Source organism: Pseudomonas sp. AC083, assembly GCF_979253165.1.
On record NZ_CEEDDH010000025.1, the window covers coordinates 46,336 to 71,089 of the forward strand.

Here is a 24,754-nt window from a genome sequence, read left to right on the forward strand (position 1 = left end):
CCCGATGGCACAGAAGATTATCCGCGTCGGCGACATCGAGATTGCCAACGACAAACCCATGGTGCTGTTCGGCGGCATGAACGTGCTGGAAAGCCGTGACATGGCCATGCAGGTTTGCGAAGAGTACGTGAAGGTCACCGAGAAACTCGGTATCCCTTACGTATTCAAGGCCAGCTTCGACAAGGCCAACCGTTCTTCTGTGACCTCGTATCGCGGTCCTGGCCTGGAAGAGGGCATGCGCATCTTCCAGGACATCAAACAAGCCTTCGGCGTGCCGATCATCACCGACGTCCACGAGCCGGATCAGGCCGCGGTCGTCGCTGAGGTCTGCGACATCATCCAGTTGCCGGCCTTCCTGTCGCGCCAGACCGATCTGGTCGTGGCAATGGCCAAGACCAATGCCGTGATCAACATCAAGAAAGCCCAGTTCCTCGCGCCTCAGGAAATGAAACACATCCTGAACAAGTGCGTGGAAGCGGGTAACGATCAGTTGATCCTCTGCGAGCGCGGTTCGAGCTTCGGCTACAACAACCTCGTGGTCGACATGCTCGGCTTCGGCATCATGAAGCAGTTCGAGTATCCGGTATTCTTCGACGTGACCCACGCGCTGCAAATGCCTGGCGGTCGTGCCGACTCCGCCGGCGGTCGCCGTGCCCAGGTTCTGGATCTGGCCAAGGCCGGCATGAGCCAGTCGCTGGCGGGTCTGTTCCTCGAAGCGCATCCGGATCCGGACAACGCCAAATGCGACGGCCCTTGCGCCTTGCGTCTGGACAAACTGGAGCCATTCCTGGCCCAGCTCAAAGCTCTGGACGAACTGGTGAAGAGTTTTCCGACGGTAGAAACCGCGTAACGCTCGATTCTCCGGTAAAGTACCGCACGATTTGTCGCTCATGCCCTCGGGCGTGAGCGTTGTCGTCTGCAAGTCTGCCCGCTGTACTTCGCTTGCCGACGATAAAGATTTCCTCTAGCTGCGTCGTTTTCGTCAACTTTGGAGTGTTTACAACAATGGCAAAAATCGTCGACATCAAAGGTCGTGAAGTTCTCGACTCCCGTGGCAATCCCACCGTGGAAGCGGACGTGCTTCTCGACAACGGCATCATCGGCAGCGCCTGCGCGCCGTCCGGTGCATCCACTGGCTCGCGTGAAGCGCTCGAGCTGCGTGATGGCGACAAGAGCCGTTACCTGGGCAAGGGCGTGCTCAAGGCGGTAGCCAACATCAACGGTCCGATCCGCGATCTGCTGCTGGGCACCGACCCGAGCGACCAGAAAGCCCTCGACCACGCGATGATCAAGCTCGACGGTACCGAAAACAAGGCAACCCTGGGCGCCAACGCCATCCTCGCCGTGTCCCTGGCTGCGGCCAAGGCGGCTGCGCAGGATCAGGATCTGCCGCTGTACGCACACATCGCCAACCTCAACGGCACCCCGGGTGTGTACTCGATGCCGGTGCCGATGATGAACATCATCAACGGTGGCGAGCACGCCGATAACAACGTCGACATCCAGGAATTCATGGTGCAGCCGGTAGGCGCCAAGTCGTTCTCGGAAGGTCTGCGCATGGGCACCGAGATTTTCCATCACCTGAAAGCTGTGCTGAAGGCTCGTGGTCTGAGCACTGCCGTTGGCGACGAAGGCGGTTTCGCGCCGAATCTGGCGTCCAACGAAGATGCGTTGAAAGTGATCTCCGAAGCCGTGGCCAACGCCGGTTACAAGCTGGGCACCGACGTGACCCTGGCGCTGGACTGCGCCGCGAGCGAGTTCTACGAAGACGGCAAGTACAACCTGTCCGGTGAAGGCCAAGTGTTCACTGCTGAAGGTTTCGCCGACTACCTCAAAGGCCTGACCGAGCGTTACCCGATCATCTCCATCGAAGACGGTCTGGACGAGTCCGACTGGGCTGGCTGGAAAATCCTCACCGACAAGATCGGCGAGAAGACTCAGCTGGTGGGCGACGACCTGTTCGTGACCAACACCAAGATCCTCAAAGAAGGCATCGATAAAAAGATCGCCAACTCGATCCTGATCAAGTTCAACCAGATCGGCACCCTGACCGAAACCCTGGAAGCCATCCAGATGGCCAAGGCTGCCGGCTATACCGCAGTGATCTCGCACCGTTCCGGCGAAACCGAAGATTCGACCATTGCCGACCTGGCTGTGGGCACCTCGGCTGGCCAGATCAAGACCGGTTCGCTGTGCCGCTCCGACCGCGTTTCCAAGTACAACCAACTGCTGCGTATCGAAGAGCAGTTGAACGGCAAGGCCAAGTACAACGGCCGTGCCGAGTTCCGCGGTTAAGCGCAACCTGATCAAAGGACACCGGATTGTGTCGGAAAAGTCGTGACAGCGATGGATTTGCCACTAATCTGATGCCTTAAGCACAAGCCTGGATCTTTCCAGGCTTCGTGCTATCAGATGCTGCAACATTATGCGTGGCTGTCTTTTTTCACTGGATACCTGATATTCGATGCGCAGTCCTTACTGGTTGTTTCTTGTTTTGCTCTTGCTGCTGGCCGGTCTGCAGTACCGCCTGTGGGTGGGCAATGGCAGTCTGGCGCAGGTCGCCGAGCTGAAACAGCAGATCGCCGAGCAACATGCCGAGAACGAAGGCCTGCTGGAGCGCAACCGGGTGATGGACGCTGAAGTCAGCGAGCTGAAGAAAGGCATGGAGACCGTTGAAGAGCGGGCTCGTCACGAACTGGGCATGGTCAAGGATGGCGAAACCCTTTACCAGTTGGCCCAATGATCGATTCCCTGCCGGCCTTCTGGGCCGTGATTCCTGCCGCGGGCGTCGGTGCCCGAATGGCCGCGGACCGTCCCAAGCAATATCTGCAACTGGGCGGGCGCACAATTCTCGAACACAGCCTCGGCTGTTTCCTCGATCACCCGAGCCTCAAGGGCCTGGTGGTCAGTCTTGCTGTAGACGATCCTTACTGGCCGAATCTGGCATGCGTCAACGATCCGCGCATTCAGCGGGTTGAAGGCGGGGCGGAGCGTTCCGCGTCGGTGCTCAATGCCTTGCTGCATCTGCATGCGCAAGGTGCCGACGATGACGACTGGGTGCTGGTGCACGATGCGGCCCGGCCGAATCTGAGTCGCGATGATCTCGACAAGTTGCTTGCCGAACTCGCGGATGACCCGGTCGGCGGTCTGTTGGCGGTTCCTGCTCGCGACACGCTCAAACGCGTTGATAACAACGGACGTGTGGTTGAAACCGTGGATCGCAGCGTGATCTGGCAGGCGTATACACCGCAGATGTTCCGCCTCGGGGCGTTGCATCGGGCGTTGGCCGACAGCCTGGTTGCGGATGCCGTGATTACCGATGAAGCTTCTGCTATGGAATGGGCCGGTCTGGCACCACGTCTGATCGAAGGGCGGGCGGATAACCTCAAGGTGACCCGGCCGGAAGATCTGGAGTGGTTGCGCCAGCGGTGGGCGAATCGCCGCTGAGGTTTGGGGTCGCTGTGGCATTGCCTTCGCGAGCAGGCTAGCTCCCACAGAGGGAATGCATTCAGCTGTCGAACTCGGTCAATTGTGGGAGCGAGCCTGCTCGCGAAAGCGGTCGCACGGGCAATCAATAACTCAAAGTTTGTACTCCGGCCTTTCAGCCAGTCCCACCTTCAAATAATCCACCAACTTGCGCACCTTCGGCGACAGATGCCGCTGCTGCGGATACAGCGCCCACACCGCCGTATTCGGCGGCTGATGCGCCTCGAGTAAGGAAATCAGCGCGCCGCTGTGCAGGTGCTCGAGCACGTAATAGTCCGGCAACTGACACAACCCGACACCCTGAAGCGCCGCATCCAGCACCGCCTGCCCACTGTTGCAACGCCAGTTGCCCTGCACCCGCTGGGAAAATTCCCGCCCGTTCTGTTCCAGTTGCCAGATATCCGAACTGCCGATCAGGCAATTGTGTCGACTCAATTCCGACAAACTGTGTGGGCGCCCATACCGTTCCAGGTAGGAAGGCGACGCGCACAGGTACATTCTCCGTGGCGCCAGGCGTGTCGCGACCAAGCGCGAATCCTGTAGCCGACCCAGACGAATTGCCAGATCCAGCCCTTCATGCACCAGATCCAGCTGGCGATTGCTCAGCTCGATATCGATACGCAGCTGCGGGTAAAGCCCCATGAAGCGAGTCACCAGCGGCACGATAAAGCGTTCGCCATAGGCCACCGCGCAGGTCATGCGCAGCATGCCTTTCGGTTCGCTGGTCAGATCGCCTACCGCGCGCAAGGCTTCTTCGCGACCGTCCTGCAGGCGCTGACAATGTTGCAGGAAAGTCTGCCCGGCTTCGGTCAACGTAACTCGCCGGGTGCTGCGGTAGAGCAGGCGCGTCTGCAAACGCTCTTCGAGCCGTACGATTTGTCGACTGACGTGCGAGGAGGAAACCCCAAGACGCTCGGCAGCGGCGGTGAATTGATTGCATTCGGCGACGGCAACGAACTCATCGATGCCTTCCCAGCGGTTTTCCGACACTTGGATTATCCCTGTACAGCAATAATGTTTTGCTTTCGTCCGGATTATTCCTCAGGACGCGCTGAACTACACTGTCTGTCTGCTTTTTTATTTATTGGGTTCACTGGAGAGTCAGCATGATCAAGTCGCGCGCCGCCGTTGCCTTCGAGGCCAAGAAGCCGCTGGAAATCGTAGAAGTCGATGTCGCCATGCCGAAGGCTGGTGAAGTGTTGCTGCGCGTTGTCGCTTCCGGGGTGTGCCACACCGATGCCTACACCTTGTCCGGCGCAGACCCGGAAGGCATCTTCCCGTCGATCCTCGGCCACGAAGGTGGCGCCATCGTTGAAGCGATCGGCGAGGGCGTGACCTCGGTTGCCGTCGGCGACCACGTCATTCCGCTGTACACCCCGGAATGCGGCCAGTGCAAATTCTGCAAGTCGGGCAAGACCAACCTTTGTCAGGCGATTCGCGCCACCCAAGGCAAGGGCCTGATGCCGGACGGCACTTCGCGCTTTTCCTACAAGGGCGAAACGATTTTCCACTACATGGGCACATCGACGTTTTCGGAGTACACCGTACTGCCGGAAATTTCCGTAGCGAAGATCTCCAAAGACGCGCCGCTGGAAAAGGTTTGCCTGCTCGGTTGCGGCGTAACCACCGGTATCGGCGCCGTGCTCAACACCGCCAAGGTCAAACCGGGTGACACCGTGGCCATCTTCGGTCTCGGTGGTATTGGCTTGTCGGCCGTGATCGGCGCGGTGAAAGCCAAGGCTGCGCGCATCATCGCCATCGACATCAATCCGGCCAAGTTCGAAATCGCCAAACAACTCGGTGCCACCGACTGCGTGAACCCGAAAGATTACGATCGTCCGATCCAGGAAGTGATCGTCGACATGACCGATGGCGGCGTCGACTTCTCCTTCGAGTGCATCGGCAATGTGCAACTGATGCGCGCCGCGCTTGAGTGCTGCCACAAAGGCTGGGGCGAGTCGGTCATCATCGGTGTCGCCGGTGCCGGCCAGGAAATCGCTACCCGGCCGTTCCAGTTGGTCACCGGTCGCGTCTGGCGCGGTTCGGCGTTCGGCGGCGTGCGTGGCCGTACTGAATTGCCGAGCTACGTCGACATGGCCCAGAGCGGCGAGATCCCGCTGGATACCTTCATCACCCACACCATGGGCCTGGAAGATATCAACAAGGCGTTCGACCTGATGCACGAAGGCAAGAGCATCCGCACCGTCATTCATTTCTAAGGAGCAGCGGCAAGCTACAAGCCACAAGCTGCAAGCAGGCGCAACGCCCTCTTGCAGCTTCAAGCTTGCAGCTTGCGGCTGAAGTGCTATGAATCTGGAAAACATTTCCTGTCAGAAGAGTTTCGGTGGCTGGCACAAGCGCTATCGCCATCGCTCCGAAGTGCTTGATTGCGACATGGTCTTCGCCGTGTACCTGCCGCCGCAAGCGGAGCAGGGCGGCAAGCTGCCGGTGCTGTACTGGTTGTCCGGGCTGACCTGCACCGATGAGAATTTCATGCAGAAGGCCGGTGCGATGCGCATGGCCGCCGAGCTTGGTCTGATCATCGTTGCCCCGGATACCAGCCCACGTGGCGCGGATGTCCCGGACGATGCAGACAAGGCTTGGGATTTCGGTCTCGGCGCCGGGTTTTATCTGAACGCCACGCAGGAGCCATGGGCGCATCATTATCAGATGCATGACTATGTCGTGAAGGAATTGCCTGCACTGGTTGAAGCGCATTTCCCCGCTTCCGACAAGCGCAGCATCAGCGGCCACTCGATGGGCGGCCACGGTGCTTTGGTCTGTGCCTTGCGCAATCCTGGGCGGTATAAATCGGTTTCGGCCTTTTCGCCGATCACCCATCCGATCGATTGCCCGTGGGGTCAGAAGGCCTTTTCCAACTATTTGGGCGAAGACCGTTCGAAGTGGAAGGAGTGGGACGCCTGTGTGCTGATCGCGGAGGCGACGGAGAAGTTGCCGTTGTTGGTCGATCAAGGGGATCGTGACGATTTCCTCGCCACGCAATTGAAACCCGAGGCCTTGCAACACGCAGCAAAACAAGCGGCGCATCCGCTGGAGCTGCGCCTGCAACCGGGCTACGACCACAGCTATTTCTTCATCTCAAGCTTCATTGACGACCACTTGCAGCATCACGCACGCGCTCTGCGCGGTTAATGCAGGTAGAATCACGCCCTGACAAAAATCGGGGCGTTTTTTTATGCGTATTGGCCACGGCTACGATGTGCACCGTTTCGCTGAAGGCGATTTCATTACTCTGGGCGGCGTGCAGATTGCACACAGCTTCGGGCTGCTCGCTCATTCCGACGGTGACGTCCTGCTGCACGCCTTGAGCGATGCCTTGCTCGGCGCGGCGGCGCTGGGTGATATCGGCAAACACTTCCCGGACACCGATCCGCAATTCAAGGACGCCGACAGCCGTGTGCTGTTGCGTCATGTGGTCAGTCTGATCCACGCCAAGGGCTGGAAAGTCGGCAACGTCGACAACACCATCGTTGCCCAGGCGCCAAAAATGGCGCCGCATATCGAATCGATGCGCGCGCTGATCGCGGCGGATCTTCAAGTTGAGTTGGATCAAGTGAACGTCAAAGCTACCACCACCGAAAAGCTTGGCTTTGTCGGTCGCGAAGAAGGCATCGCCGTACACTCCGTTGCCTTGTTGCTGCGCGCATGAATGAACTGCAATTGCTCGGCCCGCGGGCCTACGGTGAGCCCCTCGGCACAGCGGTACTGAAAGCCATTGCCGAAGATTTTCAGGTCGATGAAGTACTGGATATCCCGTTCAGCGGCGACGGCGAACACCTGTGGATCTGGGTGGAAAAGCGCGGCCTCAATACCGAAGAAGCGGCGCGGCGTATCGCCAAGGCAGCCGGCGTGCCGTTGCGCACCGTCAGCTATGCCGGCCTCAAGGACCGTCAGGCCCTGACCCGACAGTGGTTCAGCGTGCAGTTGCCGGGCAAGGCCGATCCGGATCTGTCGGCCGCTGAAAACGACACGCTGAAGATCCTCAATACCACGCGTCATAAACGCAAACTGCAACGCGGTGCGCATTCGGCCAACGGTTTCACGTTGCGCCTGACGCAATTCAATGGCGACAAAGAGGCGCTTGAACAGCGCCTGCAACTGATCGCCAAACAAGGCATTCCCAATTATTTCGGCGCCCAGCGCTTCGGCCATGACGGCGGCAACGTTGTCGATGCCCGGGCGTGGGCGGCGCGCAAGGCTTTGCCGGAACAGCGCAATGTGCGTTCGCGGTTGCTGTCGACGGCGCGCAGCTTTCTGTTCAACCAGGTGCTGGCGGCGCGCGTCGCCGATGGCACCTGGAACACCGCGCGGGTTGGCGATCTGCTGGCCTTCACCGACAGCCGCAGTTTTTTCCCGGCCGGTGAAGCCGAATGCAGCGACCCGCGTCTGGCAATTCTCGACCTGCACCCGACCGGTCCGCAGTGGGGCGAAGGTGACTCGCCGGCTGCTGGTGCTGTCCATGAACTGGAGCAGGAGATCGCCGCCCGCGAAGCGGATCTGCGCGACTGGTTGATCCACGCCGGCATGAGCCATGAACGTCGCATCCTGCGGCTGCCCATTGGCGGGTTGACGTGGCATTATCCCCAACCTGACATTCTGCAACTGGAATTCGTCCTCCCGGCCGGATGCTTTGCCACCGTATTGGTGCGCGAGCTCGTTGATCTGGTGCCGGTGGGGCAGACGGACAGCCCATGCGTATTCTGATTTCTAACGACGATGGGGTAACCGCGCCCGGTCTCGCCGCGCTTTATGCTGCGCTGGCGGATTACACCGAATGCGTGGTTATCGCCCCGGAACAGGACAAAAGCGGCGCCAGCAGTTCGCTGACGCTCGACCGTCCGCTGCACCCGCAATACCTGGCCAACGGCTTTATCAGCCTCAACGGCACACCGACCGATTGCATTCACCTGGGCCTCAACGGCTTGCTTGAGCGCGAGGCGGACATGGTGGTTTCCGGCATCAACCTGGGCGCCAACCTCGGTGACGACGTGCTGTATTCCGGAACCGTGGCGGCAGCCCTTGAAGGACGATTTCTCGAGCGCCCATCGTTTGCCTTTTCACTGGTCTCGCGCCAAGTGGATAACCTGCCCACTGCGGCCTACTTTGCGCGCAAACTGGTCGAGGCCCACGCCGGGCTCGATCTGCCACCGCGCACGGTACTCAACGTGAACATTCCCAATCTGCCTATCGATCACATCCGTGGCATTCAGTTGACCCGTCTCGGCCATCGCGCCCGCGCGGCGGCGCCGATGAAAGTGGTCGATCCGCGCGGCAAGGCCGGTTACTGGATCGCCGCTGCCGGCGACGCTGAAGATGGCGGCCCGGGCACCGATTTTCATGCCGTGATGCAGGGTTATGTGTCCATCACACCGTTGCAGCTCGATCGCACTTTCAATGATGCCTTCAGAAGTCTTGATGGCTGGCTGGGGGGGCTGAGCTGATGCGTGAACACGACGACCGCCTGCGCAGCGGCATAGGCATGACCTCCCAACGTACCCGTGAGCGACTGATCCAGCGGCTGTATGAAGAAGGCGTGTCGAACGCCAAAGTGCTGGAAGTGATCCGCCGCACGCCGCGTCATCTGTTTGTCGACGAGGCGCTGGCGCATCGCGCTTATGAAGACACCGCGCTGCCGATCGGCAACAACCAGACCATCTCCCAGCCTTATATGGTGGCGCGCATGAGCGAGCTGCTGCTGGAGGCCGGTCCGCTGGATAAAGTGCTGGAAATCGGCACCGGTTCCGGCTACCAGACGGCAGTGTTGTCGCAACTGGTTGAGCGGGTGTTTTCCGTCGAGCGCATCAAGGTGTTGCAGGATCGTGCCAAGGAGCGTCTGGTCGAGCTGAACCTGCGCAACGTGGTATTTCGCTGGGGCGATGGCTGGGAAGGCTGGCCGGCGCTGGCGCCATACAACGGCATCATCGTCACCGCCGTCGCCACCGATGTACCGCAGGCTTTACTGGATCAACTGGCCCCTGGTGGGCGCATGGTGATTCCGGTCGGCTCCGGTGAAGTGCAACAACTGATGCTGATCGTGCGCGAAGAACATGGCTTTTCCCGACACGTTTTGGGCGCTGTGCGTTTCGTACCTTTGCTCAACGGTCCACTGGCCTGAGCATTTGCAAGCAGGCGCTGAATTCCTTTCAACGGCGCCGGTCTTACACCGGCAGCCAGAGTTTAAACGCCGCGTACTTGCCCCTGGCAAACGTGTGCGTCCGGTGATTTCGCTTCATTAAAGGTAAAGCCGGTTCGGCCCGTTATACTTGCGACACCTCATGCCGCAATGCGGCATTCAGAATTTTTCAGCCACCACAAAGGGAGCGGCGGGTGAGTCTCACAGTCATTGCGCACCGTATGGGTAACACGAGCTTTCAGCGCCTGGTGACTGGCCTTGTCTTGAGCACCTTGCTGGTCGGTTGCTCCAGCACCAAATCGAGCAACGTACGGGTTGTCGATCGCAATAATTCGGTCGCGCAACGTCCAACCGTTACTACCGGGCAATATGTAGTCCGCCCCGGCGATACCTTGTTTTCGATCGCCTTTCGTTACGGCTGGGACTACAAAACCCTCGCGGCCCGGAACAATATTCCTACGCCGTATACGATCCATCCGGGTCAGACAATTCGCTTCGACGGGCGCAGCGGTTCAACGCCGACAGCGGTGGTGAGCAACTCCAGTTCCTCGCCTTCTTCGTCGAGTAAAACCACAGTAATCCGGCGCCAGGCGAATGGCACCACAACCACTACAACCACCGGTTCCAAAGGGGTTGTACCGTCCGTCGCGAGCAAACCGGCACCCGCTCCACTGCCTCCGGCAGGCCCGGCCCCGACCGGCTGGGGATGGCCATCTAATGGCGTTCTGATTGGAAAATTCTCTTCAAACGGTAGTTTGAATAAAGGAATTGATATCGCCGGAGATTTGGGACAGCCTGTTTTAGCTGCGTCTGATGGGACGGTCGTATACGCCGGGAGTGGCTTAAGGGGCTACGGCGAATTGGTCATCATCAAACACAGCGAAACCTACGTCAGTGCTTACGGACATAACCGCAGGCTGTTGGTTCGGGAGGGGCAGCAGGTCAAGGTCGGACAGACAATTGCCGAAATGGGGTCAACGGGTACAGACCGGGTGAAACTGCATTTTGAGATTCGCCGCCAAGGTAAACCAGTGGATCCGCTGCAGTTCCTGCCAAGACGTTGATTTGTAGGCCAGCCTGTTCCGTCGCGTAGAGGGGACAGGCTCCAGCGTTGCCAAGGATAAAGGCGTCGCTTGAGCTTGGGGTCGAACTCACCAAAGGACTATAACAATGGCTCTCAGTAAAGAAGTGCCGGAGTTTGACATCGACGATGAGGTTCTCCTTATGGAGACCGGCATCGATTCGGATTCGATGTTGAATGATGAAGGGGCTGCTCCACCTTCCGTTCGTTCCAAATCCAGACACTCCGCCACACTCAAACAACATAAATACATCGACTACACTCGGGCACTTGATGCCACGCAGCTGTATCTCAACGAAATCGGCTTTTCCCCTCTGCTCTCCCCGGAAGAAGAAGTTCATTTTGCGCGCTTGTCGCAAAGTGGCGATCCGGCCGGGCGCAAGCGCATGATCGAAAGTAACCTGCGGCTGGTCGTCAAGATCGCCCGGCGTTACGTCAATCGGGGGCTGTCGCTGCTGGATCTGATTGAAGAGGGCAACCTCGGCCTGATCCGCGCGGTGGAAAAGTTCGATCCCGAGCGCGGCTTCCGCTTCTCGACCTACGCCACGTGGTGGATCCGTCAGACCATCGAACGCGCGATCATGAATCAGACCCGGACCATCCGGTTGCCGATTCATGTGGTCAAGGAGCTCAACGTGTACCTGCGGGCCGCACGGGAGCTGACGCAAAAACTCGACCACGAACCTTCACCCGAAGAAATCGCCAACCTGCTGGAGAAACCGGTGGGCGAGGTCAAGCGCATGCTGGGCCTGAACGAACGGGTTTCTTCGGTCGACGTCTCGCTGGGTCCGGATTCGGATAAAACCCTGCTGGACACCCTCACTGACGATCGTCCCACCGATCCGTGCGAACTGCTGCAGGACGATGACCTGTCGCAGAGCATCGATCAATGGTTGTCGGAGCTGACCGACAAGCAGCGCGAGGTGGTGATTCGCCGCTTCGGCCTGCGCGGGCACGAAAGCAGCACGCTGGAAGATGTCGGCCTGGAGATCGGTCTGACCCGCGAGAGGGTACGGCAGATCCAGGTGGAAGGGCTCAAGCGCCTTCGCGAGATCCTGGAGAAGAACGGCCTGTCGAGCGAGTCGCTGTTCCAATAAGCGCCTGATCGTCCGCCCGCAAAAAGCCCCGGCTGATTCAATCAGTCGGGGCTTTTTGTTTATGCCTGTATCGTGCATCGCGTTTGTCGGGCGAGGTGCCAGACGAGCGGTCAGCATTTTCTGAGTTTGTAGTCTCGCGCTGTAAGCCTTTGCTTACTGTGTCGTAAGTGTTCGTTATTTTTACACTTCGGCAGAAGGCGATTGCGATCACTGCTAAATGTTAACCTACTGATTTATATAAATATTTTCAATTGTTATGTCTTTATGTCAGCGCAGACCTGCGCGTGAGCCTGATTGCTCCGCTGCGGAAACTCTCTAATATCAGGGCTGTGTCGACGGATAGACACGCCCTTCACGGAAGAGGGGAACGGACATCGCAGGAGGCGATTCATCAGGACGATGAAAAGGGAATACAGGGAATAGGGAAAAAATGTGGGCGGGTCATACCGCCCCTTTTTTCGTCTGCAGAAAAGTAAAACCTGCAAAAGCAAAAAGGCCCACAAGGGGCCTTTCAGTCGAGCGCGGGGTAGATCAGCGTTCGAGTTGTTCGATCTTGTTCGGCTTGCCATCCCAATCAGCGGAATCCGGGAGAGGATCCTTGCGCTCGGTGATGTTCGGCCAGATATCCGCCAGCTCGGCATTGAGCTCGATGAAGTTTTCCATGCCGCTTGGGATCTCGTCTTCCGAGAAGATCGCCACAGCCGGGCATTCTGGTTCACACAGCGCGCAGTCGATGCACTCGTCCGGGTGAATCACCAGGAAGTTCGGGCCTTCGTAAAAGCAGTCCACCGGACAGACTTCTACGCAGTCGGTGTACTTGCACTTGATGCAGTTGTCGGTGACGACGAAGGTCATTTCTAATTTTCTCCTCAGGCGGCGGCAGCGTTGCCCCTTCACGGTTGGGGTCGCCAGGTTCGGGAGCGATACCTGCTGACCAGGCTATGAGCCAGCAGCATCCCGAACCGCGCGAGATTCTAACAGCTTGAAGCGAATTGCGTTATATCCGCTTCTTCAGTGCTTATATCCGGTTCTTCAGTGCATAGAGCATTTCGAGCGCACGCCGTGGCGTCATGTCATCCAGATCGACCTTGGCCAATTCATCGAGCACCGGATGTGGCAGCGAGGCGAACATATCGCTTTGCTGCGGTGTCGACGGCTTGCCCTTGGCCGCCGGTTTCGGCGCCTCGTGGGGCAGGGCAGTGTCTTCCAGGCGACTCAGATGCTCGCGCGCGCGCAAGATCACTTCGCTCGGCACACCCGCCAGTTGTGCGACTGCCAAGCCATAGCTCTGACTGGCAGGCCCAGGCAGAACATGGTGCAGGAACACGATCCGTTCGTTGTGCTCGGTGGCATTGAGATGCACGTTAGCTACCAGAGGTTCGGCTTCCGGCAGCACGGTCAGTTCAAAATAGTGCGTAGCAAACAGGGTGTAGGCGCGCAGATGGGCCAAGCGCTCGGCCGCCGCCCACGCCAGCGACAGACCGTCGAAGGTGCTGGTACCGCGCCCGACTTCGTCCATCAGCACCAGACTGCGCTCGGTCGCGTTATGCAGGATGTTGGCGGTTTCGCTCATCTCGACCATGAAGGTCGAGCGACCGCCGGCCAGATCATCGCTTGAGCCGATACGGGTGAAGATGCGGTCGACCAGCGACAACTCGCAACTGGCGGCCGGTACGAAACTGCCGATATGCGCCAGCAACACAATCAAAGCGGTCTGCCGCATGTAAGTGGATTTACCGCCCATGTTCGGGCCGGTGATGACCAGCATGCGCGTGTTGTCATCCAGGCTCAGATCGTTGGCCACGAACGGCGTGGTCAGCACTTGCTCGACCACCGGGTGACGACCCTGGGTAATGCGCATGCACGGCTCGCTGACGAAACGCGGGCAGTTCAGGTCAAGATTCAGCGCACGCTCGGCAAGGTTGCTCAGCACATCCAGCTCGGCCAATGCGCCGGCGGTGTCCTGCAACGGCGGCAACCGGCTGATCAAGTCTTCGAGCAGCGCTTCATAAAGCATCTTTTCCCGGGCCAGCGCGCGACTCTTGGCCGACAGCGCCTTGTCTTCGAACTCTTTCAGCTCGGGCGTGATGAAACGCTCGGCGCCTTTGAGCGTCTGCCGGCGGATGTAGTCGGCCGGCGCCGATTCAGCCTGCTTGCTCGGCAGTTCGATGAAGTAGCCGTGGATACGGTTGTAGCCGACTTTGAGGTTGGCCAGACCAGTACGGGCTTTCTCCCGGGCTTCGAGATCGATGAGGAACTGGCCGGCGTTTTCGCTCAGCGATTGCAGTTCGTCGAGTTCGCTGTCGTAACCGGTTTTCAGCACGCCGCCGTCACGGATCACCGCAGGCGGGTTATCGATGATGGCTTTGGCCAGCAGCGCCGCCAGTTCTGGATAGGTGCTGGTGGTGGCCGCCAGATGCTGCAGGTGCGGCGCTTCCAGATCGGTCATCGCCACTTGCAGTTCGGGCAGTGCGCCGAGAGCGTCACGCAGACGCGCAAGGTCACGCGGCCGCGCATTGCGCAGGCCGATCCGCGCCAGAATCCGCTCTATGTCGCCGATCTCCTTGAGCTGCGGTTGCAGCTTTTCAAAACGGTAGCCGTCGAGCAGGCAGCGAATCGACGTCTGACGGGCGAGCAGCACGGTGAGGTCGCGCAACGGCCGGTTCAGCCAACGAGTCAGCAAACGGCTGCCCATGGCGGTCTGGCAGCGATCGACCACCGATTGCAGGGTGTTGTCGCGGCCACCGGCCAGATTGGTGTCGAGTTCGAGATTGCGCCGGCTGGCGCCGTCGAGCACCACGGTGTCATCGAGACGTTCGTGACGCAGGCTGCGCAAGTGGGGCAGGGCCGTGCGCTGGGTCTCCTTGGCGTAGGCCAGCAGGCAGCCGGCAGCGCCGATGGCCAGGGTCAGGTTTTCGCAGCCGAAGCCTTTCAGGTCTTGGGTGGAAAACTGCTGGCAGAGACTTTTCAACGCCGAGTCACGCTCAAAGTCCCACGGCGCACGACGACGTACGCCACGGCGTTTCTCCGCCGGCAGGTCTTTTGGCCAGTCATCTGGAATCAACAGTTCCACCGGGTTGACCCGCTCCAGTTCCGCCAGCAGGTTTTCCCAGCCTTTGATCTCAAGCACGGTGAAGTTGCCGCTGGTGATATCCAGCACCGCCAGACCGAACAGACGCTCGTCGCCCAATACCGCTGCAATCAGGTTATCGCGGCGTTCATCCAGCAGCGCCTCGTCGCTGACTGTCCCCGGCGTGATGATCCGTACGACCTGGCGCTCCACCGGGCCTTTGCTGGTGGCCGGGTCGCCGACCTGCTCGCAAATCACCACCGACTCGCCGAGCTTGACCAGTTTCGCCAGGTAACCTTCCGCCGCGTGGTAAGGAATCCCACACATCGGAATCGCCTGACCCGCCGACTGCCCGCGCGCGGTCAGGGTGATGTCCAGCAACTTGGCGGCTTTCTTCGCATCTTCGTAGAAGATTTCGTAGAAATCGCCCATGCGATAGAACATCAGCTGGTCCGGGTGCTGATTCTTCAGGCGCCAGTATTGCTGCATCATCGGAGTGTGGGAGGACAGGTCGGAGACGGCTTTATTCATCGGATTGTCGGGCAACTCGTTAAAAGATGTAGGGCAAAGCGCGGGCAGTGGCCGGGCTTTTCCGCGATGGGCGCAAGGTTACCATGGGCGGTCTGCCCGACGCAGGCGCTGCGGTCGGGTGAACGTTTACTTGCGGAAAAAAGTTGACCTATGCACGATTTATGCAAATCAGCATTTGTCTTCGGGAAAAACTTCAAGCACTATGCGCGTTATGCAAAAACGCAACGTTTCCTCCGTCTTAAGAGCACTGCTCGATCAGCACGGGATCTCCCCCACGGAGCTCCACCGTCGCACCGGCGTGCCTCAATCAACGCTCTCGCGGATTCTCAGCGGGAAGATTGTCGATCCTTCGGATAAACACATCTCGAAGATCGCTGAATATTTCAACGTCAGCACCGATCAGCTGCGCGGGCGTGCGGATGTCACGCCAACGACCGGCGGCACTCGCGCTGACGTGCATGCGGAACTCAAGGACATAAGCCTGTGGGACGACGACACGCCCGTCGATGACGACGAGGTGTCGGTGCCCTTTCTACGTGAGGTTGAATTGGCTGCTGGATCAGGAAGATTCGTCATCGAAGAGAGCGAGCGCTCCAGCCTGCGCTTCGGCAAGCGCAGCCTGCGCCATAACGGTGTGCAGTTCGACCAGGCCAAATGCGTGACGGTGCGCGGCAACAGCATGTTGCCGGTCCTGCGTGATGGCGCCACCGTCGGCGTCAACGCCGGCAAGTGCGGCATCGGCGACATCATTGATGGCGATCTGTATGCGATCAATCACAACGGCCAATTGCGCGTGAAGCAACTCTATCGCCTGCCCACCGGCATCCGTCTGCGCAGCTTCAATCGCGACGAGCATCCGGATGAGGACTACAGCTTCCAGGAAATCCAGGAAGAGCAGATCGTCATCCTCGGTCACGTCTTCTGGTGGGGCATGTACGCCCGCTAGTCCCTTTCGATTGATTTGAAACCTGCCCCTCGGCAGGTTTTTTTTTCGCCTGCATAAATCTCCCCACCCCTTGGCCCGCTTGGGTTTCATGCATACGCGCAAATTTAATGCATAAATAAATGCATTTACGCATTGACTGTATATGCATCCATGCATATTCTTGCCACCAAGCCGCTCGACAAAGCGGCTGGCAAGACAGGCTCTTTAGTTCCACAAGAACAGGCAGCGATGAACCGGCCTCAACGGTTCAGAGGGTTGGCAACTGACCCGGGTGTGCAGCGTAAAGCACCAGAAGCAGTTATCCGGCGGGCAGGGACCGCGGTCGGAAAAACAATCTGAATGGACTCGTACCGCGCCAGTAGCGCCGAAAAGTCAGCTTCCTTCTCGAACACAGGATTGGAAGGAAGGCGAAGGAGCGCATTACTGAAAAGCCCGGCGTGCAAGCGCCGGGCTTTTGCCTACCGGGCAGGAACTGAAACGCCGGGATGCCGGCACTCAATAAGGATGATGAGCATGAAGAAATACGCACGTGTCGTCGCTGGCAAAGTCGACAACATTTTTGAAACCGCGAACCCGATCACCGATGAGTTTCCGGCGGACCAAGTCTGGGTGGATGTCAGCGCATTGCCCAAGATCGATTATTCCTGGAACGCGGTGAACACCGACGGCGTCTGGACATTTACTGATAGCGATATGTGGGGGCAACCGTCCATGTTGGCTATTCAAATGCGTAACGAAAGAGTGACTCGTTTCGATAAAGTCAACTTCACCCTGGCATCGTCCGCGCTGGTACAAAAAGTCGAGCTGGGGCTGGCAACACCTGCTGAAGAGGCCGCACTGCTGGCCTACAAGCAGTTCTTCATCGCGATGAGCCAAGTCAACAAACAGCCGGGCTATCCACTGAGCGTCATTTGGCCTGAAGTGCCATAAGCGACATTTGACGCATCCGCAATATTGAAATGCGCAGTGCATTACTGAAGAGCCCGGCCTTGTTGCCGGGCTTTTAAATACCTGCCAGTTGCACGGCGACATTCCTGCCAAAGAGTAAATGAGGAAGACCCAATGAGTCTTTATGCACTGGTTGAATACAACCGAGTTGTCCAGTTGAAAGAAAGTGAAGTGAGTCTTGAACCACCCGCTTCGCCAACCTCGGTTTGGGTTGATGTAACCGGCAGTACGGATATTCGGGTGGGTTGGAGCGCAACCTTCAATGGGGTCTGGACCTTCTCTGCACCGACCGAAGAAGAGCTGCGAAACGAAGCCGAACAGCAGAAGTGGCAATTGCTGAATGGGGCCGCCAACTGGTTACTGATGAACTCGCTGCAGTTCAAAGTCGACGTCGGCGTCGCCACCAGCGAAGACCAGGCTCGGCTGTTGGCCCAAAAGCAATACTGCATCGCCCTCAGCGACATCGATCAGCAGTCGGGTTATCCGGCGAACATCGCGTGGCCAGTCGCACCTTACTGATTCCAACTCGAGTAATCGATCGGCGGGACCGCATTGCTGAAAAGCCTGGCGCAAGGCCGGGCTTTTTGGAATGCCTGCCTGAAGAGACATTATTTGAACTCGATTCCCATCTATCACCCACTGCCCACGGAGGCGTGACATGACAAACGAGCAACAAGCGTTGGCGGACATGCCGATCTGGCTGGTCATCCTCCTCGCCGTCGTCGGAGGGGTGTCCGGCGAAATGTGGCGTGCCGACAAGGAGGGCGCCCGCGGCTGGTCACTGGTACGGCGGCTGGCGCTACGCTCTGGTGCCTGCATGATCTGCGGCGTGTCGGCAATCATGCTGCTGTATGCCGCCGGCATGTCGATCTGGGCCGCTGGCGCGTTTGGCTGCCTGACCGCGATGGCCGGCGCTGATGTCGCCATCGGCCTTTACGAACGCTGGGCGGCCAAGCGCATCGGCGTCTGCGAAGTGCCGCCGCGCGACCACCCTTAACCCTGAATATTTCTCCGTGCCGCCATGTTGGCGGCAGGGCTGCGCGTGGACGATTGAAAAGGAGGTCATCTATGCCCACACCGATCCAGCAGCCGTCGCAACTGTTCACAGCCATCGCGACGACACTGCGCAACACCGCCGGTCTCAACCTCAATGTCGGTAGTCACGCTGATTTCACAGTGGCGGGCGCTCAAGCCTGGGTACTGATCGACTTTGCCCGAAATGCGTCCGGCGTGCGCGGCGCTGATGGGCGTATCGCTCATGTCATGACGTTGTCACTGCAAGTCATCCCGGCGCTTTCTGCGACCGCTTTTGCAGCGTGCGATCTGATCGCCTTGCTGAAAAACCTGATCACCGACAACCGCTGGGGATTGCCCGGCGATCAATGCGATCTGCCCCTGAATATCGATGGCTTGCCGTCGTTGCTTATCAGTGCGGATCAACAATACAAAGCCTGGACCCTGACCTTCGAGCAGACGCTCTACCTCGGCTCGACCCTGCTCGACGATCCGCTGGGCATGCCGAAATTCGCTCGCACCTGGGAAGTCAGCAACATCGACGATCCAGACCAGTACACCGCGCTGGAGGGCTGACCGATGTTCGATGCATTACTGCGTATGCAGCTTGGCCCGATCATTGAGCGTCTGGCGGAAATGGAAGCGGAAATTGAAGACTTGCACCGCCGCGCCGAGAGTTTCTGTCGCATTGGCATCTGTCAGTCAGTTGATGCGGCGAGTAACACTTGCCAAGTCAGCCATGGTGGATTGTTCACCCCGGCGATCAAATTCTTCAACCCTAGCGCCGGTGCGCAAAGCGAATCGCGCATCCCCACGGTGGGAGAGCAGTGCCTGCTGTTCAACTACGGCAGCGGTGAAAGCGGTGCGCAGAGTGTCGCGTTGTTCGGCTTGAACAGTGACCGTTTCCCCCCGACCTCGACTGTGCCGACGCTGACCCGTCGGGTGCATCGGGACGGCAGCGAAAGCGGTTACGACGACGCCAGCCACGCCTTGCACTGGCTGAACGGACCCGCGCAATTCAACGGGTCTCGCGAGTCGCTCGAACTGAGCATCGGCCCTGCACGTCTGGCCATGTCGCCACAGCTGATCACCCTGCAACTGGGCGCCGTCGGCCTGAGCATCGACGCCTCGGGCGTGCACTTCAGTGGCCCCTTGGTCGATCACCAGGGCCGCGTCATCAGCCCCTGATTCAAGAGCCTCCCATGATCGGAATCGATAGAGACAGCGGGGCCACGGTCGACGACTGGCTGCAATTTGTGCAGCGCGCGACCCGAGCCCTGACCACACCGCTGGGCACCCGGCAGAAACGACCTTTGTACGGTTCGCTGATTCCCACGCTGCTCGGGCAGAACCTCGGTGACGACATTCTGCTTCTGGCACAGAGCCACGCCGCGCAAGCGTTCTACAACTCGCAAAACGGCATCGACGATTTTCAGCCGCAAGTGATTGTCGCCAGCCGTCACGGCGACGGCCTGCTGCTGCGCTTCGCCGGCACCTGGAAAAACCGCCAACAAACCTTCGAGGTGCTGACATGAGCATGCTGATACCTGGCCAGAATCAGTTGGCCGAACCCGCGCTGATCACGGTTGAAGCGTTCGAAGACTTGCTCGCCGAGTTCAAGAGTTTCGTCATCGAATACGTGGGGGCTCGCTCTCCGGCCAGCGCCGTGAATCTCAAGGCGAGTCTGGAAAACGAAAGCGAATTGCTGACCCTGGCGCTGGAAGCGTTCTGCGTGCGTCTGCAAACCCATGAGCGCAAATACAACGCACGCATCAAGCAGATGCTGGCGTGGTGGGCGACCGGCAGCAATCTGGATGCGCGGCTGGCGGACATGGGCCTTGAGCGGCAATTGCTCGATCCCGGCGACCCGGCGGCATTCCCGCCGGTGCCGGCGATTTATGAAAGTGATGACGACGCTCGGCTGCGTTATTACCTCGCGCCCCATGCACCGGCGGCGGGTTCGCGGATGCAGTATCGCCGTGAGGTATTCACCCTCGGCGAGCGGCCCACGGTGCAGGTCGAGTCCACTGATTCCGGCGTGGTAAACGTCACCTACACCTTCGATCCCGACGGCCTCGCCGCGCAGGTCAAGGATGGCAACGGGCGGCGCACTGCGCCGGGCGAAGTGCAGGTCACCGTGCTTTCGCGAGAAGGCGATGGCACACCTTCCGAGACATTGCTCGACGGCGTTCGTCAGCACTTTGCCCGCCCTGATGTGCGCCCGGAAACCGACCTCGTCACCGTCAAGGCTGCCGAGATCCAGCGCTACAAAATCCGCGTCATTGCCAAGATCAATTCCGGCCCTGATTCGGGCCTGACCAGGGTCGCCGCGCAAGCACAATTGCAGGCGTATGCCGACAGTTGCCATCGCCTCGAAGGTCGGGTCGATCCGAGCTGGATCGACTACACGTTGCACAGCGCCGGCGCCGTACAACTGCAGATTCTCGAACCGCTGGCGCCGATCGTCACCACCGCTTTTCAGGCGCCTTATTGCACCGCGGTCGAAGTCGAGGTGCTGACGCTATGAGTGAAAAAACTCAGCGCCCGACCTTACTGCCAGCCAACAGCTCGGCACTTGAGCGCGGACTGGATCTGGGCTTCGGCGCCTTGCTCGATCGCATCGCACCGCCGTTCCCGGAATTGATGAACCCCAGCGAAACGCCAGTGGCTTTCCTGCCTTATCTGGCTGCCGATCGTGGCGTCGCCGAATGGAGCACTGATGCGCCGGTGGCGGAGAAGCGCCTCACCGTCGAACTGGCCTGGCCCACCGCGCGCCAGGCCGGCACTCGCAAGGCGCTGGAAAACGCCGCCAAGGGTTTGCAATTAAGACCCGAGATCCGCGCCTGGTACGAACAGACACCGCCCGGCGCGCCGTACAGCTTTTCCGTGCGTGCCTTCAGCGAACAACCCTACAGCGAAGAAATTGATGCACGTCTCGACCGCCGTCTGGCCGATGCGAAAAGCGAGAGGGACGTTCTTTCGGTGTCGGTGGGCTTGAGCGCATTCGGCAATCACGTCATCGGTGCCGCTACGTTCTGCGGTGAGCTGACCACGGTTTATCCAGTGTTCATCGAAGGCCTTGAAACCTCTGGCGAGGCGTTCCTGGCCGCTGCGTTGTACACCGTCGAAACATCCACTATTTATCCTCAGGGGGCCTGAATGGCTGACTATTACACCCTGCTCACCAACGCAGGGATTGCCTACGAAACGGCGTGCAAGGCCGCCGGTACGCCGATCAAGCTGACGCAGATTTCCGTCGGCGACGGCGGCGGCGCGGTCTACAACCCGGCCGCCACCGCAACCGCACTGAAACGCGAAGTCTGGCGCGGACCGCTCAATGCGCTGTTTCAGGATGAGAAAAATCCGAGCTGGCTGCTCGCCGAAGTCACCATCCCGCCGGATGTCGGCGGCTGGTACGTGCGAGAGGCCGGGCTGTGGACCGACACTGGAATTCTCTACGCCATCGTCAAATATCCGGAGTCGTTCAAACCGGTGCTCGCCACCTCGGGCTCGGGCAAAGAGTTTTACATTCGCTCGATTTTCGAGACCAGCAATGCCTCGCTGGTGACCTTGTTGATCGATGACACGGTGGTCAAGGCCACCCGTGCCTGGGTCATGAGTTATCTGGCCGAAGAACTCGGCAAGCTCGATGGCAAGCAGTCGGTACGCGTCGCTGCCACCGGCAATATCGTACTCAACGGCGCCCAGCAGATCGATGGTGTTGCCGTGGTGGCCGGCGATCGCGTGCTGTTGCCGAGCCAGACCCTGGCCAAGGACAACGGCCTGTGGATCGTCGCCAATGGCGACTGGCAGCGGGCGACCGATGCCAGCACCAGCGCCAAGGTCACCCCGGGCCTGACGGTGATGGTGGAGGAGGGCACGGCGAACGGAGATTCGCTGTGGCACCTGACTACCAACGCGCCGATCAACCTCGGCACGACTGCACTGACGTTCAAGATGCTCGCAGGCCGCACCGGGATTGCGGCCGGGACTTATAAAAGTCTGACCGTTGACGAATATGGCCGCGCTACGGCTGGGGCCAATCCGGAAACGCTGGCTGGGTTTGGCATCAAGGATTCGTACACCAAGGCTGAAGTTGAGGCGTTGATTGCCAAGGCTTCTGCGTTGCCAGTGGGATCGATTGTGGCGTTTCCGGTTGATGCGCCACCGCCGGGTTTTCTGGAGCTGGATAACAGCGTCAAGAGCAGTGCGACTTATCCGGACTTGAGTGCTTATCTGGGTGGCAAGTTCAACAAGGGGGATGAGGGGGTTGGTAACTTCCGGCTGCCGGAGGCGCGTGGGGAGTTTTTGCGCGGTTGGGATCATGGGCGGGGAGTGGATGCCGGACGTGGGCTTGGCAGCTGGCAGGCCGACGACAACAAATCGCACGCTCATACGGTCACCCGCATGCAGGCGTTCGCTAATGCTTCCGGCAGCAATCCAAGTGCCGTAGTGGTAGACAACGGCAATACGGCCGTAATGAACAATTTCGCGGCAGGTTTCAATAGTTCTGGTGGCGCAGAGGCACGCCCCCGCAACATCGCCGTCATGTGGTGCATCAAAGCTTGGAACGCCCCGGTCAATCAGGGAACGATTGATGTCTCCGCGCTGGCGAAGGAGGTCGAACGGCTGAAATCCGCCGTTCCGGTGGGGGCTGTTCTGGCGTTCCCGACCGGCATCGTCGCTCCCGGTTATCTGGAGCTGGATGGCAGTGTGCAGAGTATTGCGGCTTATCCTGATCTAGCGGCTCTTCTCGGTACCACCTACAACAAGGGTAACGAGGGGGCGGGGAACTTCCGTTTGCCGGAGTCGCGTGGCGAGTTTCTGCGTGGCTGGGATCATGGCCGCGGAGTGGATGCTGGTCGAGCTTTGGGAAGTATCCAGGCAGAATCCTTTAAGGCGCACAATCACCGTTATTTTGACGAAACCGGCGCTACATTGGATCCGGCAGGCGAATGGCAGGGTGGTAAGGTCAATGGTGCTGTTGCAGCGATATCTACAGGTGCTTTTCTTTCCGCTGTAGATGCCGGAACTACCATGCAGACGGTGACTGTTGTCACGACAGTGAACGCAGGTGGAACGGAAACCCGTCCCCGCAACCTTGCCGTCATGTGGTGCATCAAAGCCTGGAACGCGCCGATCAATCAGGGAAGTATTGATATCGCCGGTTTAGCCGCTTTGGCTCAACAAGCGACTGAAATCAAGCGTGGCACCGCTCAAATTGCCACTCAAGAACTGACGGATACCGGAGCTAACGACACAACAACCGTCACGCCCAAAAAACTTCGCTGGGGCTTTCAAATCCTCAAAGCCATTAATGGCTACATCATCTTCCCCTCATGGCTGGGAGGTCTGATCATCCAGTGGGGAAGAGTTTCAGGAAATGGCGGTACGGATATCGCAACGGCCTTTCCTATCGCTTTCCCAAATGCCATGTACAGCCTGAACGCTACTTTGAACTACACGCCGGGTTCTGCGGTGAACGGGTATGTGGACGTGGGTGTTTCAAATCTGAATGCATTTTATGGAAAACATACATTTCCCGGGGTCACTGTATTCCATTGGATCGCGGTGGGTAGTTAAGGAGAGATCATGAAATACGCACTGTTTGACGAAAAAGCGAAGTTACAGACCTGTCTGATCGAGGGAGTTCATAAGATCCCCACGTCAGCAGTAAAAATTGACCAGGATTTGTTTATCAGGTTGACGCAAGAAACCGATGGTATCTGGCGTAAAGTGGGCGAACAAATAGTGAAAGAGGCGTTCCCGGAAGCGGCTGCGGACTATGCGAAGTCTGTCGCCGCCGAGCGCTACGAGCGAGAAAACTCCGTCGTGTCAGTGGAGGGGCTTTGCGTCTCGACCTCCCGCGAAAGCGCGGCTCTGATCTATGGCGCGGCTCTCTCGGCGATCCTTGATCCTGATTATCGTTGCAACTTCAAATCGCTCGATGGATTCGTGGAAATTGATGCCCTAAAGATTCTAGCGATCGCCAAAGCCGTCAGGGCTCACGTCCAAGCTTGTTTCGACCGAGAACTCGAACTGCTTAAATTCATTGAAGCTGGTACTTACTTGGAAGATATGCTCAAGAAAGGTTGGCCGTATTTTAAGTCGCAGACATCAAGTTCTCTTACTTACTAACCGCTCCGATCCTGGGGCGTTTTGTTATCCCCGTCAAAACACCCAACACCCGCCAAAGCCCCTCCCCATGAGGGGCTTTCCCGTTTATGGAGAAACGAAAAATGGCAACCCGCCAAACCTACACCGTGCTCGTCCCATTCCCCACCGGAGGTGGGCATTGGTCGAGCGTTGGTCAAGAACTCGATCTGCTCGATGTCGAGGCCCGTGCCTTGCACTTTGCCGGTCGACTGGAACTGAAAACCCCTATCACCCAGGCCAAAAAGGCCGCTGCCAAGAAGGCTGACTGAAC

27 protein-coding genes are annotated in these 24,754 nt (G+C 58.9%); 24 read left to right on the forward strand and 3 right to left on the reverse strand.

Annotated elements, in window-relative coordinates:
• Nucleotides 1-4 precede the first annotated feature (4 nt).
• From kdsA to ispD, 4 genes are all read left to right on the forward strand, one after another.
• Nucleotides 5-850, forward strand: a complete 846-nt coding sequence (gene kdsA, locus AC0IXA_RS25815; protein ID WP_016985082.1) for a 3-deoxy-8-phosphooctulonate synthase — start codon at nucleotides 5-7, stop codon at nucleotides 848-850.
• 155 nt (nucleotides 851-1,005) lie between these two features.
• Complete coding sequence (eno, locus tag AC0IXA_RS25820; protein ID WP_016771461.1) at nucleotides 1,006-2,295, forward strand: phosphopyruvate hydratase; 1,290 nt, start codon at nucleotides 1,006-1,008, stop codon at nucleotides 2,293-2,295.
• A gap of 169 nt (nucleotides 2,296-2,464) precedes the next feature.
• Nucleotides 2,465-2,743: a cell division protein FtsB gene (ftsB, locus tag AC0IXA_RS25825; RefSeq protein WP_016771460.1), complete on the forward strand. Its 279-nt coding sequence runs from the start codon at nucleotides 2,465-2,467 to the stop codon at nucleotides 2,741-2,743.
• Nucleotides 2,740-3,447 (forward strand): 2-C-methyl-D-erythritol 4-phosphate cytidylyltransferase, encoded by a 708-nt coding sequence (gene ispD, locus AC0IXA_RS25830; RefSeq protein WP_341638573.1) that lies wholly within the window; start codon nucleotides 2,740-2,742, stop codon nucleotides 3,445-3,447. The genes ftsB and ispD overlap by 4 nt, the downstream gene beginning before the upstream one ends.
• A gap of 132 nt (nucleotides 3,448-3,579) precedes the next feature.
• Here ispD and AC0IXA_RS25835 read toward each other — a convergent pair whose 3' ends face one another.
• The gene (locus AC0IXA_RS25835) at nucleotides 3,580-4,476 is read right to left on the reverse strand and encodes a LysR substrate-binding domain-containing protein (RefSeq protein WP_310214472.1); all 897 of its coding nucleotides are present in this window, start codon (nucleotides 4,474-4,476) and stop codon (nucleotides 3,580-3,582) included.
• Nucleotides 4,477-4,592: 116 nt separating this feature from the next.
• Here AC0IXA_RS25835 and AC0IXA_RS25840 point away from each other — a divergent pair, with 116 nt between their 5' ends.
• The 8 genes from AC0IXA_RS25840 (at nucleotide 4,593) to rpoS (ending at nucleotide 11,818) form a co-directional block, all read left to right on the forward strand.
• Nucleotides 4,593-5,705, forward strand: coding sequence for an S-(hydroxymethyl)glutathione dehydrogenase/class III alcohol dehydrogenase (locus tag AC0IXA_RS25840; protein WP_110600129.1), 1,113 nt, complete (start codon nucleotides 4,593-4,595; stop codon nucleotides 5,703-5,705).
• 88 nt (nucleotides 5,706-5,793) lie between these two features.
• Nucleotides 5,794-6,639, forward strand: coding sequence for an S-formylglutathione hydrolase (gene fghA, locus AC0IXA_RS25845; RefSeq protein WP_341638574.1), 846 nt, complete (start codon nucleotides 5,794-5,796; stop codon nucleotides 6,637-6,639).
• A 43-nt stretch (nucleotides 6,640-6,682) separates the two neighbouring features.
• Nucleotides 6,683-7,156, forward strand: a complete 474-nt coding sequence (gene ispF / locus AC0IXA_RS25850; protein ID WP_341638575.1) for a 2-C-methyl-D-erythritol 2,4-cyclodiphosphate synthase — start codon at nucleotides 6,683-6,685, stop codon at nucleotides 7,154-7,156.
• Entirely contained in the window at nucleotides 7,153-8,211 is a 1,059-nt protein-coding gene (gene truD, locus AC0IXA_RS25855; RefSeq protein WP_471814738.1) for a tRNA pseudouridine(13) synthase TruD, read from the forward strand. Before ispF ends, truD begins: the two co-directional genes overlap by 4 nt.
• Entirely contained in the window at nucleotides 8,199-8,948 is a 750-nt protein-coding gene (gene surE, locus AC0IXA_RS25860; protein ID WP_024011837.1) for a 5'/3'-nucleotidase SurE, read from the forward strand. Before truD ends, surE begins: the two co-directional genes overlap by 13 nt.
• A 38-nt stretch (nucleotides 8,949-8,986) precedes the next feature.
• Nucleotides 8,987-9,622 (forward strand): protein-L-isoaspartate(D-aspartate) O-methyltransferase, encoded by a 636-nt coding sequence (locus tag AC0IXA_RS25865; protein WP_160768345.1) that lies wholly within the window; start codon nucleotides 8,987-8,989, stop codon nucleotides 9,620-9,622.
• Between the two features lie 212 nt (nucleotides 9,623-9,834).
• The gene (locus AC0IXA_RS25870; RefSeq protein ID WP_471814739.1) at nucleotides 9,835-10,704 is read left to right on the forward strand and encodes a peptidoglycan DD-metalloendopeptidase family protein; all 870 of its coding nucleotides are present in this window, start codon (nucleotides 9,835-9,837) and stop codon (nucleotides 10,702-10,704) included.
• A 106-nt stretch (nucleotides 10,705-10,810) separates the two neighbouring features.
• Nucleotides 10,811-11,818 carry an RNA polymerase sigma factor RpoS gene (gene rpoS / locus AC0IXA_RS25875; RefSeq protein ID WP_016771451.1) on the forward strand — a complete coding sequence of 336 codons (1,008 nt, stop codon included), beginning with the start codon at nucleotides 10,811-10,813 and terminating at the stop codon, nucleotides 11,816-11,818.
• 531 nt (nucleotides 11,819-12,349) lie between these two features.
• Here the strand turns inward: rpoS and fdxA are convergent.
• Both fdxA and mutS read right to left on the reverse strand, forming a co-directional pair.
• Nucleotides 12,350-12,673 (reverse strand): ferredoxin FdxA, encoded by a 324-nt coding sequence (gene fdxA, locus AC0IXA_RS25880; RefSeq protein ID WP_016771449.1) that lies wholly within the window; start codon nucleotides 12,671-12,673, stop codon nucleotides 12,350-12,352.
• A 163-nt stretch (nucleotides 12,674-12,836) separates the two neighbouring features.
• A complete protein-coding gene (mutS, locus tag AC0IXA_RS25885) occupies nucleotides 12,837-15,419 on the reverse strand; it encodes a DNA mismatch repair protein MutS (RefSeq protein WP_341638577.1) in 2,583 nt (860 codons plus the stop codon).
• Nucleotides 15,420-15,621: 202 nt separating this feature from the next.
• Between mutS and AC0IXA_RS25890 the strand changes: the two genes are divergently transcribed.
• The 12 genes from AC0IXA_RS25890 to AC0IXA_RS25945 all read left to right on the forward strand — a co-directional run bounded on the left by AC0IXA_RS25890 (nucleotide 15,622) and on the right by AC0IXA_RS25945 (nucleotide 24,752).
• The gene (locus AC0IXA_RS25890) at nucleotides 15,622-16,365 is read left to right on the forward strand and encodes a LexA family transcriptional regulator (protein WP_073476015.1); all 744 of its coding nucleotides are present in this window, start codon (nucleotides 15,622-15,624) and stop codon (nucleotides 16,363-16,365) included.
• A gap of 513 nt (nucleotides 16,366-16,878) precedes the next feature.
• Nucleotides 16,879-17,295, forward strand: a complete 417-nt coding sequence (locus AC0IXA_RS25895) for a tail fiber assembly protein (RefSeq protein ID WP_341638578.1) — start codon at nucleotides 16,879-16,881, stop codon at nucleotides 17,293-17,295.
• A 132-nt stretch (nucleotides 17,296-17,427) separates the two neighbouring features.
• Nucleotides 17,428-17,832, forward strand: a complete 405-nt coding sequence (locus tag AC0IXA_RS25900; protein ID WP_341638579.1) for a tail fiber assembly protein — start codon at nucleotides 17,428-17,430, stop codon at nucleotides 17,830-17,832.
• Between the two features lie 139 nt (nucleotides 17,833-17,971).
• Nucleotides 17,972-18,310 carry a phage holin family protein gene (locus AC0IXA_RS25905; RefSeq protein WP_056783240.1) on the forward strand — a complete coding sequence of 113 codons (339 nt, stop codon included), beginning with the start codon at nucleotides 17,972-17,974 and terminating at the stop codon, nucleotides 18,308-18,310.
• Between the two features lie 71 nt (nucleotides 18,311-18,381).
• Nucleotides 18,382-18,903, forward strand: coding sequence for a hypothetical protein (locus tag AC0IXA_RS25910; RefSeq protein WP_341638580.1), 522 nt, complete (start codon nucleotides 18,382-18,384; stop codon nucleotides 18,901-18,903).
• Nucleotides 18,904-18,906: 3 nt separating this feature from the next.
• A complete protein-coding gene (locus AC0IXA_RS25915; protein WP_341638581.1) occupies nucleotides 18,907-19,515 on the forward strand; it encodes a phage baseplate assembly protein V in 609 nt (202 codons plus the stop codon).
• Nucleotides 19,516-19,529: 14 nt separating this feature from the next.
• Complete coding sequence (locus AC0IXA_RS25920; RefSeq protein ID WP_016771443.1) at nucleotides 19,530-19,862, forward strand: phage baseplate protein; 333 nt, start codon at nucleotides 19,530-19,532, stop codon at nucleotides 19,860-19,862.
• On the forward strand, nucleotides 19,859-20,854 hold the full coding sequence (locus tag AC0IXA_RS25925) for a baseplate J/gp47 family protein (protein ID WP_341638582.1): 996 nt from the start codon (nucleotides 19,859-19,861) through the stop codon (nucleotides 20,852-20,854). Before AC0IXA_RS25920 ends, AC0IXA_RS25925 begins: the two co-directional genes overlap by 4 nt.
• Nucleotides 20,851-21,486, forward strand: coding sequence for a phage tail protein I (locus AC0IXA_RS25930; protein WP_341638583.1), 636 nt, complete (start codon nucleotides 20,851-20,853; stop codon nucleotides 21,484-21,486). Before AC0IXA_RS25925 ends, AC0IXA_RS25930 begins: the two co-directional genes overlap by 4 nt.
• A complete protein-coding gene (locus tag AC0IXA_RS25935) occupies nucleotides 21,487-23,910 on the forward strand; it encodes a phage tail-collar fiber domain-containing protein (RefSeq protein WP_341638584.1) in 2,424 nt (807 codons plus the stop codon).
• A gap of 9 nt (nucleotides 23,911-23,919) precedes the next feature.
• Nucleotides 23,920-24,465 (forward strand): DUF4376 domain-containing protein, encoded by a 546-nt coding sequence (locus tag AC0IXA_RS25940; RefSeq protein ID WP_341638585.1) that lies wholly within the window; start codon nucleotides 23,920-23,922, stop codon nucleotides 24,463-24,465.
• A gap of 101 nt (nucleotides 24,466-24,566) precedes the next feature.
• Complete coding sequence (locus tag AC0IXA_RS25945; RefSeq protein WP_471814740.1) at nucleotides 24,567-24,752, forward strand: hypothetical protein; 186 nt, start codon at nucleotides 24,567-24,569, stop codon at nucleotides 24,750-24,752.
• Nucleotides 24,753-24,754: the final 2 nt, after the last annotated feature.

Bases quoted from the DNA above. Each gene is read 5' to 3' on its own strand.
- kdsA (WP_016985082.1), top strand. From the start codon at position 5: ATGGCACAGAAGATTATCCGCGTCGGCGACATCGAGATTGCCAACGAC.
- eno (WP_016771461.1), top strand. From the start codon at position 1,006: ATGGCAAAAATCGTCGACATCAAAGGTCGTGAAGTTCTCGACTCCCGT.
- ftsB (WP_016771460.1), top strand. From the start codon at position 2,465: ATGCGCAGTCCTTACTGGTTGTTTCTTGTTTTGCTCTTGCTGCTGGCC.
- ispD (WP_341638573.1), top strand. From the start codon at position 2,740: ATGATCGATTCCCTGCCGGCCTTCTGGGCCGTGATTCCTGCCGCGGGC.
- AC0IXA_RS25840 (WP_110600129.1), top strand. From the start codon at position 4,593: ATGATCAAGTCGCGCGCCGCCGTTGCCTTCGAGGCCAAGAAGCCGCTG.
- fghA (WP_341638574.1), top strand. From the start codon at position 5,794: ATGAATCTGGAAAACATTTCCTGTCAGAAGAGTTTCGGTGGCTGGCAC.
- ispF (WP_341638575.1), top strand. From the start codon at position 6,683: ATGCGTATTGGCCACGGCTACGATGTGCACCGTTTCGCTGAAGGCGAT.
- truD (WP_471814738.1), top strand. From the start codon at position 7,153: ATGAATGAACTGCAATTGCTCGGCCCGCGGGCCTACGGTGAGCCCCTC.
- surE (WP_024011837.1), top strand. From the start codon at position 8,199: ATGCGTATTCTGATTTCTAACGACGATGGGGTAACCGCGCCCGGTCTC.
- AC0IXA_RS25865 (WP_160768345.1), top strand. From the start codon at position 8,987: ATGACCTCCCAACGTACCCGTGAGCGACTGATCCAGCGGCTGTATGAA.
- rpoS (WP_016771451.1), top strand. From the start codon at position 10,811: ATGGCTCTCAGTAAAGAAGTGCCGGAGTTTGACATCGACGATGAGGTT.
- fdxA (WP_016771449.1), bottom strand. From the start codon at position 12,673: ATGACCTTCGTCGTCACCGACAACTGCATCAAGTGCAAGTACACCGAC.
- mutS (WP_341638577.1), bottom strand. From the start codon at position 15,419: ATGAATAAAGCCGTCTCCGACCTGTCCTCCCACACTCCGATGATGCAG.
- AC0IXA_RS25890 (WP_073476015.1), top strand. From the start codon at position 15,622: ATGCGCGTTATGCAAAAACGCAACGTTTCCTCCGTCTTAAGAGCACTG.
- AC0IXA_RS25895 (WP_341638578.1), top strand. From the start codon at position 16,879: ATGAAGAAATACGCACGTGTCGTCGCTGGCAAAGTCGACAACATTTTT.
- AC0IXA_RS25900 (WP_341638579.1), top strand. From the start codon at position 17,428: ATGAGTCTTTATGCACTGGTTGAATACAACCGAGTTGTCCAGTTGAAA.
- AC0IXA_RS25905 (WP_056783240.1), top strand. From the start codon at position 17,972: ATGACAAACGAGCAACAAGCGTTGGCGGACATGCCGATCTGGCTGGTC.
- AC0IXA_RS25910 (WP_341638580.1), top strand. From the start codon at position 18,382: ATGCCCACACCGATCCAGCAGCCGTCGCAACTGTTCACAGCCATCGCG.
- AC0IXA_RS25915 (WP_341638581.1), top strand. From the start codon at position 18,907: ATGTTCGATGCATTACTGCGTATGCAGCTTGGCCCGATCATTGAGCGT.
- AC0IXA_RS25920 (WP_016771443.1), top strand. From the start codon at position 19,530: ATGATCGGAATCGATAGAGACAGCGGGGCCACGGTCGACGACTGGCTG.
- AC0IXA_RS25925 (WP_341638582.1), top strand. From the start codon at position 19,859: ATGAGCATGCTGATACCTGGCCAGAATCAGTTGGCCGAACCCGCGCTG.
- AC0IXA_RS25930 (WP_341638583.1), top strand. From the start codon at position 20,851: ATGAGTGAAAAAACTCAGCGCCCGACCTTACTGCCAGCCAACAGCTCG.
- AC0IXA_RS25935 (WP_341638584.1), top strand. From the start codon at position 21,487: ATGGCTGACTATTACACCCTGCTCACCAACGCAGGGATTGCCTACGAA.
- AC0IXA_RS25940 (WP_341638585.1), top strand. From the start codon at position 23,920: ATGAAATACGCACTGTTTGACGAAAAAGCGAAGTTACAGACCTGTCTG.
- AC0IXA_RS25945 (WP_471814740.1), top strand. From the start codon at position 24,567: ATGGCAACCCGCCAAACCTACACCGTGCTCGTCCCATTCCCCACCGGA.